Raw genomic sequence first — 12,340 nt, forward strand, 5'->3', positions numbered from 1 at the left:
CCACATTGTTAACATCGCTTCGTGTCGATCTCCCGACGTGACGCCCTGCGCTGCGCCACCGCAGTGTCGGCGCTGGCCGGGCTCGGTGCGGCAACGGGTGCCCGCACGCCGCCAGCGGCGGCCGCCGCTCCCACGCTGATCGATTACGCGATGCGCCAGATCCCGGCACAGGACATCCGAGCAGCCGGGCACGCCGGGGTGATCAACTACGTCTCCACCTCGCGACCGGGCTCGTCCTTCGGCGCCAAGCCGATCACCCTGCCCTACGCGCAGTCGCTGACCGCCGCCGGTTTGGTGATTGTCAGCAACTACCAATACGGCAAACCGGGCGGGACGGCGCCGTCGGACTTCACCCGCGGGTACCCCGGCGGCGTCGTCGACGCCAACACCGCTTGGCAACTGCACACCGCCGCCGGTGGCGGCCGGAGTGCACCGATCTTCTTCAGCGTCGACGACGACATCGACCGCGAGACATGGAACAACGTTGCGTTGCAATGGTTCCGCGGAATCAATTCGGTGCTCGGAGTGCAGCGCACCGGGATCTACGGGGGCATCAAGGCGTGCCAGTGGGCGGCGGCCGACGGTGTCATCGGCAGATCGCGTTCGCCCGGCCACGTGTGGGCCTGGCAGACCCGGTCCTGGTCCGGTGATCAGATATACCCCGCCGCAGTCCTCTACCAGCGCATCGTTGCCACTGCGTCGAATCCGGGGCCGGTGGTCGGTGGGATCGAAGTCGACGTCAATGATGTGCTGGCCCAGGATTGCGGCCAGTGGAATTTCCATCCCTGACTGCGAACCGCGCTGAGCTGCTCAGCGGCGCGGCGTCGTGGTGATGTGCACGTGATCGAAGTGGCCGTAACCCGATGCTTGCGGACCGGCCGGCGTGTAATAGGTGCCCCGCCAGATCACATCCTGCAGCCCGAACCGGGCGGCATTGCTCATCGCGAAAGCAAGGATCTCGTTTCCGAGCGCGATGCCCTCGGGGCTTTCGGGGTTGGGAATCATGATGTCGATCGCCAGGCCGCTGGGATGCCACGGTTTCGAGTCCGGCCGGACCCCATCGATGGCGGAGATCTGGGGAAACCGTGCGCTGACGGCTCGGGCGGCGAGGACGGTGTTGGGCTGCAATCCCGCCTCTGACGCGACGCCGACAGGCAAGGCCTCCGGGTTCTCCGCGAGCGGTGGGGCGACGTCGCCGGGCGGCACGCCGGGTCTGGCGGCGATTGGCGGCGGAGGTGCATTGTCGATCAGCGCTTGCTGCTGCGGTGTCAACGCCGCGTACTGCGCCTCCGCGGCGGCGATCTGACGCAGTAGTTCATTCAGCTTGGCTTGCAGTTCGGCGCGCACCCCGGCGGCCCGCTCGGCAGCGGCGCGGGCGTCGGCGGCCGATTTCTCCGACGCCCGGGCGGCAGCGGCCGCGCGCGCATGTGCTGATCGAAAGCCCTCCAACTGCGCGGCGGCCTCAGCGGCTACCGCCCGCTGCAGCGATAGCTGATCGATCAACTGTTGCGGCGAGGCTGCGGTCAGCACGGCGGCGAACTGACCGTCGCGCCCACTCGTGTAGTTCATCGCCGCCACCCGGTCGACAGCGGCCTGATAGGGCTCCAGCTGTGAGTTGGCGACGTCCAGGGCAGCCAGGTCGGCGCGGTGGCGGTCCGCGGCCGCCTCCTGCTCAGCCAGTTTGGCGTCGGCATCGCCCTGAGCGGCTGTGACGGCCTCCCGGCTCTCCAACGCCTGCTGGGACAACTCGTTGAGCTTGGACAGTGCGTCGGCCGCGGGATCCGCCTTGACGTCGCCCATCGCCACGGCGACCACCAACACTGCGGTCGCCAAAACGCACAACGTTCGCTCAAGGAAGTGGCGCACCCCGGTCACGCGGATTGTCACGATCCTTCGTTTGAGGACCGACCCTGGCCCGGCTGTTGATGTCCCGGGCAAGGCTACGAACTGACACCGACGATGTCCACTCCATGTCTGGCCCTGACCCGTCTGGTGCGGTAGTGGCCGAAGCAGACGCCGGCAGCGTCCGCACCCCACCGACTTTGCCGCCGACTCGCGACTATCCAGGGCGCCGATGTGACCCGTGGCCTAGCCGAAAGGTAGCGCGAGTCAGCCATCAGGCCAGCGCGCCTCTGCGGCAGCGGCTGCTACCTCGCTTCGGGCTCGCGGTCGGCCCGCTCCGCAATACTTCGAGGGGCAAGGAAGCTCCCGGGCCCCGCCAGCGCCACGTCGACCACGGCGTCCAGCCTCGCTTGCGGCACTCCCCCCGCGGCATCCACGGCAAGCCCCTGCCCAATCGTCACGGCGTAGCCCGCCAAGGCCGCGGTGTCGATGCCTTCCACCGACCGGGATGCATCCACTGTCTTGGCCAGTGCGTTCGCCACAGCGTCTCCGATGCCATGGCGATAATCGGCAAGCAGTTTGCGGTATGCGCGCGTTGCTCGGCCCGCAGGCAAGCCCGCCATGGATGGACAGACACCCCGGCTCGTTCCCTGCACGGACGGCCTTCACGGTCGAGCGCAGATACGACTCGAGCACCTCGTAGACGATGGGATACGCCAGCACTGCATCCAAATGCTCGTGGTACGAGCGCACGTACCGCTCCAGCGCACGGATGAAGAGTTCCTCTTTGCTGCCGACGACGTGGTACGGGCTCGGTTTGTTGATCCCCATCGCCGGGTCGGAGATCTACGTCGTGGCGGCAGTCAGTTCTGAGGCCCTGGGGTAGCCGCCGGCCGTCAGGCCAATGCCCCATTGTCACCGTGGACGAGACTGCTCAGCTCACTTCGTGTGGTGCAGTCCCGTCGCCGGATCGCGATCGGTGACGCAATACGGGACAACACCATCGAGTACGGTCCAGATCGGGTTCACCTGGACCACCCGCGCCCCGGCGGCGACATGCCGCTCGGTTTCCACCGCGCGATCCGAATCCGACACGGCCCAGTCGAGGTGGGCGCGCACCGTACCCGTGGGCTCGCCGAGGCGCTGCAAGATGATCCGCAGTGGGGCACCGGACGGGCGGGTCAGGAAGGCGTACTCGGACAAACCGGGCAGTGTCACCGATTCCCACCCGGTCAGAGCGGTCCAGAACGCCGACTCGGCCACCCAATGCTCCTGCGGGATGTCGATCGAGACCTGATCGACCAGGCTGGTGTGCCCGCCCGGCCATTGACTCGGCAAGGTGGGGTTCAGGGTTGAATCACCGATGAGCCGGAACGCCAGGCCGCCGGGAGAGCGGCCCACGACCGGCTCACCGCCCTCGGCGACGGTGGCGCCCAACTCTCGGATTTGTTCGGTGGCGGCACGGACGTCCGGGACATGCACGTCCAGCCGCAGACCGCTCGGTCCGGAGTCCACTCGTCCCGCGCTCAAGAAGCCGCCGTTCGGCGACAACGAGTATCCGGTCAGTTCACGCCACAACGCCACTCCGGCGTCGTGGTCGGTGTCGTCGAAACCGAGGAACGCACTCACCCAAATCATGCTCGGGGTCCTTCGTCGCTGTCAGCCACGACTGCAGATCTTCAGCGGCGACGCCGAACTTGGCCATCAAAAGAATCACGCTGCGCCTTTCCGCCGATGCCGGAGAATCGGCATCCGCACCGGCGCTCCGATCACTGCTGTAGTTGTAGGTCCTTATCTCATGCCGCGCTGGTTGCTGATCCCGATCCAGAGGTGCCGCACCTCGGCGTCCGAGCACACCACTTCGTGGAGCGCGAGATGCGCGGAGGGGATCTGTCATCGTTCGACCGGCCCTCGACCGTCAGCGCCCACGCCCCGCTTGGTGCGCCGCGTTGAGGAATGCCGCGGTGTCGTGGTTTGCCGTGCGCCGGGGCGCTTACCCCATGGGTAATTGCGGGAACGGCGCGATCGACGGACGCTGGCCACATGACCGAATCCGTACCCGCCTACGCCGTGGCCTGCCTGCGCGCCGTCAACTTCGGTGACGACATCATCCGCTATATGCGCGAAATCGATTCCACGATGGCCCCTTTCGGTGGCGAGTTCATCATCCACGGCGGCGATGCCGACGTACGAGAAGGCAACTGGGGTGACGGCACCCTGGTCGTGCTCCGCTTCCCCGACATGGAGTCCGCAGCGCGGTGGTACGACTCCGAGGAGTACCAACGCATCCTTCCACTGCGGACGGAGAACGCCGAGTCGATCACCGCCTTGGTGCAGGGCGTGGCCCCGGGACATACAGGCGCCAAGCGCGTCGCGGAGCTGCTCGAGGCGACGCCGCAGTCGTGAGCTCGGTCAGAAAGCTACACAACAGACAAGCATTCAATTCGACAGCGCCGCCACAAGACTCTCCAGGCTGCAAATGCTCAGCTGCCCTTGCGCCGCGGCACCGAAAGATACTTGTACTCGAGGAACTCGTCGATACCGATCTTGCCGCCTTCACGCCCCAGACCAGACTGCTTCACCCCGCCGAAGGGCGCAGCAGGATTGGAAACGACTCCGGTGTTCACACCCACCATGCCGACTTCGAGGCGCTCACTCAGGTCGAATGCACGATCGATGTCCTGGGTGAACACGTATCCGACCAAACCCCAGTCGGTGTCGTTGGCGTGGTTGACCACTTCATCTTCATCGTCGAACGGAATGACCGGAGCCACCGGGCCAAACACCTCTGTCGTCATCAGGTCGGAGTCGGCGGACACGTCCGCAAGGACGGTGGGCGGGTAGAAGTAACCCGGGCCCTGCGGCAGCTGACCGCCGGTCAGCGCCGTGGCGCCACGCCCGAGCGCATCATCAACGAGTCGTTGCACTTTGGCGCGGCCGGCCGAGTCGATCAACGGTCCCACCTCGACACCCTCGTCGAGTCCATTGCCCACCTTCAGTGCCGCCATCCGTGCTGCGAGGCGCTCGGAGAATGCCGCGGCGATGTCGCGGTGCACGTACATGCGGTTTGCCGCCGTGCAGGCTTCACCCATGTTGCGCATTTTGGCGGCCATCGCACCATCGACGGCGGTATCGATGTCAGCGTCGGCGCAGACAATGAAGGGCGCGTTTCCTCCGAGTTCCATCGACGATCGCATCACCGTGTCGGCCGCTTGCCGCAGCAGCAGCTTGCCCACCTCGGTGGAGCCGGTGAAACTCACCTTGCGGGCTTTGCCACTGGCCATCCAGCGTTGCACGACGGTTGCCGCATCGGTGGTGTTGACGACGTTGAGAACGCCCGCCGGAAGCCCGCTTTCCTGGAGGATTGCGGCCAAAGCCAGTGAGGTCAAGGGAGTCTGGGGCGCCGGTTTGAGCACCATGGTGCATCCGGCGGCGACTGCAGGTGCGATCTTGCGTGTTCCCATGGCCAGTGGGAAGTTCCATGGCGTGATGAGGACGCAAGGTCCGACAGGCTCCCGGGTGACGATGATTCGGTTCGCCCCGTCCCCGGTGGTGGTGTGGTCACCGGAGATGCGGACTGCTTCCTCGGAGAACCATCGCAGGAACTCGGCGGCGTAGGCCACTTCGCCTTTGGCCTCAACAAACGGTTTGCCCATTTCCGACGTCATCACTTGCGCAAGCCAGTCCTGCCGGGCCATCACCAGATCGTAGGCTCGGCGCAAGATTTCGCTGCGGTACCGCGGTGCAGTACGCGCCCAGGATGCTTGCGCAGCGACTGCGGCTGACAGCGCGTCGTCACCATCGGCCGGGCCGGCGTCGGACACAGCTGCGAGCACTTCGCCGGTGGCCGGGTTCTCCACGTCGAAGACATTTCCGCCGGCGGCTTCTCGCCAGTGGCCCCCAATCAGCAGTCCGGTGGGGATGGAAGAGACGGTGTTCATTGTCGTCGGTGCGGTCATGGGTGGGGCTCCTGTCGGCGACGGGGGTCAAGGATCTGCGCAAGGTGGGACGAGGCGCTCGGCGAGAAATTGTTGGTGAGTTGCCGGACTTGCATGTGGCAGCTGAATCCGTCGGTCAGCACCGCGGCGTTCGGGTCAGCCCTCAGTGCCGGCGCAAGCGCCTGTTCGGCAACGGCCATGCTGACGTCGAAGTGTTGGCGCTCGAAACCGAAGTTACCGGCGACGCCGCAGCATCCGGTTGCCTCACGGATGCGCGTGATGCCTACGGCTTCCAGCGCCCGGTGTTGCGTTGTGGCACCGAATACGGCGTACTCGTGGCAGTGAGTTTGGACGGTGACCGTGGACGGCAACGCCACACTCGGTATCCAGCCTCGGTGACTTTGCGTGGTGACTTGTTCGGCGAAGCTGCGCACGCGCCGCGCGACCCGGCGCGCGGCAGGCGTGTCGACCAGCTCGGGTAGGTCTTTACGCAGCGCCGCTGCACAGCTCGGCTCGGTGACAACGATCGGACGGTCTGTCCCGTCATCGAGAGCAGTGGCAGTGTGCAGGAGGAGTTTTCGCGCCTGCCGCAGCTGTCCGGTCGAGATCCAGGTCAAACCGCAACAGACATCCGTGCGAACCTCGGCACAATGTCCGGCGTCCTCGACGACCCGAAGCGCCGCTCCGGCAACCTCGGGCCGGAATCCCTTGGTGAAGGAATCCACCACCAGCACCACATCGCCGTTCTCCGTGCGGTAGGACTTGAGCTCGTCTTGGAGCTGACGCTTGGATGTGAAGCGCGGAAGAGGCCGTTCGGAGGTCAGCCCGCCGAGGCGCAGTCCGATCGAGCGCAGCGGACTGGCCAGAACACCGTTGACGAACGGCGCCGCCCGTGATGTCAGAGCCAGCCAGCGAGGCAGCCAACCCAACGAGTAGTGCGCCAGAGGGCGTAACCGCCCCCGGTAATAATGGTCGAAGAACTCCGCCTTGTACGTCGCCATGTCCACGCCGGTCGGGCAGTCCGACGAACAGGCTTTACAGGACAAACACAGGTCCAGTGCCTCGCGTACGTCCTCAGACGCCCATCCCTGCTCGACACTGCGCGCGCCGCGAACCATGTCCTGCAGCACCCTGGCGCGTCCACGGGTGGAGTCTTTTTCGTCGCCGGTAGCGCGGTAGCTCGGGCACATGACGCCACTGCCATGGGAACGACACCGTCCCACGCCGATGCAGCGCTGGACCGCTTCGGCGAATGCTCCTGCGCCAGAACCATTCACGTCGTGCAGGGCGAACGATGTCTGCCATGGCAGGTCAGGAATTTGCGCCAACGCCAGGTGCTCGGTGACCGGCTCCGGATCGACAATCATCCCGGGATTCAGGATGTTCGTGGGGTCGAAGAGATGCTTGAACCTGGCGAAGGCCTCCATGATGGCCGGGGAATACATCTCCGGCAGAAGGCCCGACCGTGCCCTGCCGTCACCGTGTTCACCCGACAGGGTTCCGCCGTGCTTGACCACCAGGCGTGCAGCCGCGGTGAGGAAGGTGGACATCACCTCCCGCCCCTCGGATGTGCGGGGGTCAAACGTGATGCGGATATGCATGCAGCCGGCCCCGAAGTGTCCGTACATCACACCGATCAGGTGGTGCTGGGCGAGCAGGAGCCGGAAGTCGGCAAGGTAATCGGCCAGGTTCTCCGGAGCGACCGCAGAGTCCTCCCATCCCGGCCACGAGGTGACGCTGGATCCGTCGGGCAACTCCAGGCGCGATGACAGGCCGGCCCCGTCCTCGCGAACGCGCCACAGCTTCTGCCGCTCCGTGGGGTCGCGGACTTCGCGGCAATCGAGAGCTCGCGCATTCGCGCGCAGGTCAGCTCGGAGGTTCTCTGCCTGGGCCCAGACCGTCGCTTCATCGTCCCCGTCGAGGTCGATGTAGAGCCAGGCGCGTCCGGTGGGCAGCGCGGAGACCGCATTCTGTCCGCGCCGCGCTTTCATCGTCGCCACGATCTGCTCGTCGATACCCTCGATCGCAGCCGGCGAATACTGCAGGATCGTCGTGACGTCGCGCGCGGCATCCACGATGTCGTCATAAGCCACGATCAGCAGCAACGCCGACGGCGGCATATCCACCAGCCGCATGGTGGCACCCACCACGATCGCGCAGCTTCCTTCGCTGCCTACGAGTGCGCGGGCGACATCGAAACCGTTCTCCGGCAGCAAGTTCGCCAGTTGATAGCCCGACACCTGCCGTGGGATGCGCGCCAACTCGAGGCGGAACTGCGGCATGTACCCAGCGGCAAGCGATCTCAGGTCGGCAGACAACTCACTGGCCCGCTCAACGGCGCCTGCATCATCGGGGTCGGTGGCCTGCAGTCCAGTTCGGGTCGCGGTGAGTCGTGTTCCATCAGCGAGCACCAGGTCCAGGGACACTACGTGGTCGCTGGTGCGGCCGTGGCGAACTGAGTGATTGCCGCAGGCGTCATTGCCGATCGAGCCGCCTACGGTGGCGCGATTCTTGCTAGATGGATCCGGAGCGAAGGTCAGTTGGTTCGCCGTCCTGCGCTGAACAGCTTCGGTGAGATCAGCAAGGATGACTCCCGGCTCGACGACCGTGGTTCGGCTCGTGTCGTCGACGGAGACGATTCGGTTCATGTGCCGCGAGAAATCGACTACGACTCCCCTGCCGATGGCGTTACCGGCCATCGACGTGCCACCACCTCGCGCGATGATGGGAACACCGGCACGATGGCACACCGCGACAAGACGGCTGACCTCACTGGGGTCGCGGGGAAACGCAACCGCCAGTGGCGCGACGCGGTAGTTCGATGCGTCGTAACTGTACTCGGCGAGACGCCTGCTGGCGGTGTCTATTTCGACGCCACTGGTAGCCAACAATTCGACGATCTCGGCGTGGTCTTGTAGCGCTGTCATCAGCGACGCCATCCAAGCGAGCAGCGCTGCGCCCGGCGTTCTTCGCTCAATGAAGCTCCTCGGCGAGAACGAACGCGAGATTCTCCAGCATGCGGTCAGCATCACTGATCGAGAACGGCAGCGGCGGACGCACTTTGAGGACACTGCCGCGTGGGCCCGATGCAGAGATCAGAATACGGCGCCGGCGCATGTGATTGACCACGCGCAAGGTCGCTTCTCCGTCTGGGGTGTTGGACTCACGGTCGGCCACGATGTCCACACCGATGAACAGCCCGGCTCCGCGCACCTCGGCGATCTGTTCGTAGTCGTTTGCCAGCCTGGCGATCTCGGTCTGGATATAGGCGCCGACTTTCTCCGCGTTGCTAATGAGGCCTTCGTCGTTGATCACGTCCAACACCGCCTGGGCAGCTGCGATGGACACCGAGTTGCCGCCGAAAGTGTTGAAATAGCGGATATTGCGGCCGAACTCCACGAGAAGCTCGGGGCGGAAGGCGGCGGCGGCGATAGGGATCCCGTTGCCCATCGGCTTGCCGGTGGTCATGATGTCAGGTACCAAACCATGCCGCTGGAATCCCCACCAGTGCTGACCGGTACGCCCGAAACCGGGTTGTACTTCGTCGGCAATGAACAGGCCGCCGGCATTGTGGATCTCGTCGACAACGGGCTGCAAGAAGCCCGCGGGGTCTGCGTAGATGCCGTCGGATGAGAAGATCATGTCGGCTATGAATGCCGCAACGCCGAAACCATGGCGTTCCAGATCGGCGATGGCTTCGGTGATTTCACGGTGCATGGCGGCGATCAGGTTGCCGTCTCCGCCGGCGCGGAGTCGGTCGGGTGCGCTGATGGTGCGCACGTGGGGCCCCAGCGGGACGCCGACGCCCAGCGATGGCGAGAAGGCCGACACGTCGGCGGTGAGCCCGTGGTAGGCGCCGGAGGTGACGATGATGCCCTGGTTTCCGGTGTAGTACCGGGCCACGCGCATGGCGAGATCGTTGGCCTCGGATCCGGTGCAGGTGTACATGACGTGAGCCAGTTCGGCAGGCATGGTGTCCAGGAACTGCTTGCTGAAACTGAGAATGGACTGCTGGATGTACCGCGTGTTGGTGTTCAGCGTGGACAGCTGCCGGTGCACGGCATCGACGACGTAAGGGTGGCAGTGGCCGACGCTTGCCACGTTGTTGTAGACGTCGAGGTAGTCATTGCCGTCGGCGTCATAGAGCAACGTACCCGCGCCGCGCACGATTTCGACCGGATCTTCGTAGAAGAGTCGGTAGCCGGGTCCGAGAAGACGGTCGCGGGCATCAACCTGTTCGCGGGTGTGCGGTGGCAGCTCGTCGATGCGTGACCTGTCGAACCCGTTCACCATCGGCTCGGACGCTTTGGGGGTGAAGGCCTTGGTCATCGTCATTCCTTTCCTGTCGGAGCAGCTGCTGCACCTGTAGATGTCAGCAGTGTCTCGACGGTGGGTGTGGCTACCGAGAGCGCGCAACGGAGCCTGGTCCAGTCGAGTGCCGAATGCGACAGTCCGTAGTCACGACTGTCGGGATGAACGGCTGCGCGCCAACTGAAGATCAACGCGCGCAGAAGAAGCCGCGCTGGACCGGCAATCGCCAACAAGGCAACGTCATGGTCTGCCAGTTGCCGCACAGAGCGGTATCCGCGCACGATGTCGAGAGCGCTGTCCCAGGGCCGTTTCTGGTCTACCCCGATCTGGTTGGCCACCGCGACGCTGAGCTCGAAGATCAAGGGGCTGCGCACCACGTCACCGAAATCGATTATCCCCGTGACAAATTGACTGGATGCCGGGTCGACTACGACATTGAAGGGACTGAAATCGCCGTGAATGACCTGCGTTTCCAAGGTTCGCAGCCTGGGCGCGACGACGGCCTCGAACTGGTCGAAGATCCACGTCGCCATGGCCACATCGTCGTGGTCGGTGACCATTTCCAGCAGCGGACGCATGTGCACGAAGTTCTTCAGATCCCAGATCAGTAGCCGGCTGTCTTCCGGGTGGCGAAAGTCGGTCAGTGCGGAATCCAGCCGGGCCAACATCGCACCGACGCTTGCGAACTGGGTAGGAGTGGGTTTCGCCGTGGCAAGAAGATCGCCTTCGAGGTAGCTCAATACTCGTAGGATGCGGTCCTGGCCGTTCGGATCGACGACCGTGGACTCGCGTTGGCTGTAAATGCCGCGAACAAGCCGCTGGGCCGGGATGGCTGGCGCGGAATCCTCGAGGTGCTGCATGACGGCAGACTGGAGATCGACGATATGGGCGGCCTCCGTAGCCGGAGCGATCTTGACCAGAAATTGCCCGCGTGCGGTGGCGAGGCGGAACGTGTCATCCTTCTCGGTGGGAATGCGGTTCAGCTGGCCCGTCAGCTTGTACAGACGGCGGAGTTCGGCTGCGACCTGCTCTTCGGGGAACTTCTCGGCGCTGGACTCCAGCGCGCTCTCCCGGGCGATCTGCGCGAGTTCATCCGAACCGGCGATCACGGCGTCGCTTCCTGCGTCAGTCCGGACTGTGTGGAATAACGCATCAGTGTTGGACAGCTGTCGACGGCGTTCGGCATCCGAGATCTGTTCCTTTGCGATCGGGGGGATACGTCAATCGCGATCGACGTGTGTGTCGAGCTGTGTTCGATCGATCTGCACCGACACTCGGCGCGGCCGTGTCAACTGTAGAACATTAGGGCAGGCGTGTCCAGGCCAAGGACACCGCTGACTCCGCGAGCGCTGAGCCATCTGCGTTGTTGAACAGTTGTACGCTGACGCTATGTCTGTGGCAGATCGCATCCAAATCGTCGGACGCAGCAGCGCACAACAGATTGCCGACGGCCTGATGGACATGATTCTCGAAGGTGAGCTCAAGCCCGGCGAGCGCATCAGGGAAAGTGTGATCGCCGATGACCTGGGAATTTCGCGTAACACGGTTCGCGAAGCCGTGCGACTCCTGCAGGGGACGGGCCTGGTTCGCTACGTTTTCAACCGTGGCCTCGCGGTCTGGGACCCTTCCGACGAAGAGGTTCTCGATATTTACCGCGCGAGACTTCATCTGGAGACTGCGGCCGCGGCGTCAATAGGGCCCGACACCGACCTCACCCCCTTGACTGCCGCGATGGATGCGCTGAAGGCTGCGATGTCGACGGAGGATCCGCGCACCATCGTCGAGAAGGATCTCGATATCCACCGCGCAATTGTCGGGTTGATGAACAGCCCGCGCTTGGACAAGTTCTATGGCGAGCTTCTCGGCGATCTCCGGTACTTCCTTCTTGTCTTGTCGTTGGATCACCATGAGTACGAGAGTGATTCAGCCCTGGAAGAGGAGCATCAGCGGATCGTCACGGCGTTCGCCTCCCGCGATCCAGAGCTGGCTCGCAGCACAATCGCCGATATCATCACGGAAAACCGCGATGAGGTACGCAAGATATTGGCCAAGCGTACGGCCGGCTGACACGCCAACCCGGGTTCGCGGCCCGCCCGCTATCCACCTTTGGTTCGACGCCCTCCGCGGGTTTCCTGGTGCCTGCGCCGCGCTTGGGCGCGGAATCGCGGGCATCAACTGTTCTCACGAGTGCGGTAACGGCCGTGGCCGTCGCCCATTTTCACTTTGTTTGTCTTGCGGACACCGGTCAC

At 64.5% G+C, this 12,340-nt stretch carries 10 protein-coding genes; 3 read left to right on the top strand and 7 right to left on the bottom strand.

The features are described 5' to 3' along the window. Positions 1 to 27: 27 nt before the first annotated feature. A complete protein-coding gene (locus NL241_RS33460) occupies positions 28 to 789 on the top strand; it encodes a DUF1906 domain-containing protein (protein ID WP_494398440.1) in 762 nt (253 codons plus the stop codon). A gap of 21 nt (positions 790 to 810) precedes the next feature. Here the strand turns inward: NL241_RS33460 and NL241_RS33465 are convergent, their stop codons facing one another. From NL241_RS33465 to NL241_RS33475, 3 genes are all read right to left on the bottom strand, one after another. Continuing rightward, positions 811 to 1,875, bottom strand: coding sequence for a coiled-coil domain-containing protein (locus NL241_RS33465; RefSeq protein WP_487690589.1), 1,065 nt, complete (start codon positions 1,873 to 1,875; stop codon positions 811 to 813). 272 nt (positions 1,876 to 2,147) lie between these two features. Continuing rightward, positions 2,148 to 2,465, bottom strand: a complete 318-nt coding sequence (locus NL241_RS33470; protein WP_494396276.1) for a hypothetical protein — start codon at positions 2,463 to 2,465, stop codon at positions 2,148 to 2,150. Between the two features lie 316 nt (positions 2,466 to 2,781). Beyond that, positions 2,782 to 3,480: a VOC family protein gene (locus tag NL241_RS33475; protein ID WP_494396277.1), complete on the bottom strand. Its 699-nt coding sequence runs from the start codon at positions 3,478 to 3,480 to the stop codon at positions 2,782 to 2,784. A gap of 405 nt (positions 3,481 to 3,885) precedes the next feature. Here NL241_RS33475 and NL241_RS33480 point away from each other — a divergent pair, with 405 nt between their 5' ends. Next, a complete protein-coding gene (locus NL241_RS33480; RefSeq protein ID WP_487689841.1) occupies positions 3,886 to 4,248 on the top strand; it encodes a DUF1330 domain-containing protein in 363 nt (120 codons plus the stop codon). A gap of 77 nt (positions 4,249 to 4,325) precedes the next feature. On the opposite strand, the gene NL241_RS33485 is transcribed toward NL241_RS33480, so the two are convergent. The 4 genes from NL241_RS33485 to NL241_RS33500 are packed head-to-tail and all read right to left on the bottom strand — an operon-like array spanning position 4,326 to position 11,200. Next, entirely contained in the window at positions 4,326 to 5,801 is a 1,476-nt protein-coding gene (locus tag NL241_RS33485; protein WP_487689839.1) for an NAD-dependent succinate-semialdehyde dehydrogenase, read from the bottom strand. Continuing rightward, positions 5,798 to 8,719, bottom strand: coding sequence for an FAD-binding and (Fe-S)-binding domain-containing protein (locus tag NL241_RS33490; RefSeq protein WP_487690587.1), 2,922 nt, complete (start codon positions 8,717 to 8,719; stop codon positions 5,798 to 5,800). The genes NL241_RS33485 and NL241_RS33490 overlap by 4 nt, the downstream gene beginning before the upstream one ends. A gap of 34 nt (positions 8,720 to 8,753) precedes the next feature. Beyond that, on the bottom strand, positions 8,754 to 10,073 hold the full coding sequence (locus NL241_RS33495; protein WP_487690586.1) for an aspartate aminotransferase family protein: 1,320 nt from the start codon (positions 10,071 to 10,073) through the stop codon (positions 8,754 to 8,756). A gap of 38 nt (positions 10,074 to 10,111) precedes the next feature. Next, complete coding sequence (locus NL241_RS33500; RefSeq protein WP_487689837.1) at positions 10,112 to 11,200, bottom strand: phosphotransferase; 1,089 nt, start codon at positions 11,198 to 11,200, stop codon at positions 10,112 to 10,114. A gap of 280 nt (positions 11,201 to 11,480) precedes the next feature. Between NL241_RS33500 and NL241_RS33505 the strand changes: the two genes are divergently transcribed. Next, a complete protein-coding gene (locus NL241_RS33505; RefSeq protein ID WP_487689834.1) occupies positions 11,481 to 12,158 on the top strand; it encodes a GntR family transcriptional regulator in 678 nt (225 codons plus the stop codon). Positions 12,159 to 12,340 lie beyond the last annotated feature (182 nt).

This window comes from Mycolicibacterium sp. SMGY-1XX (assembly GCF_059132455.1).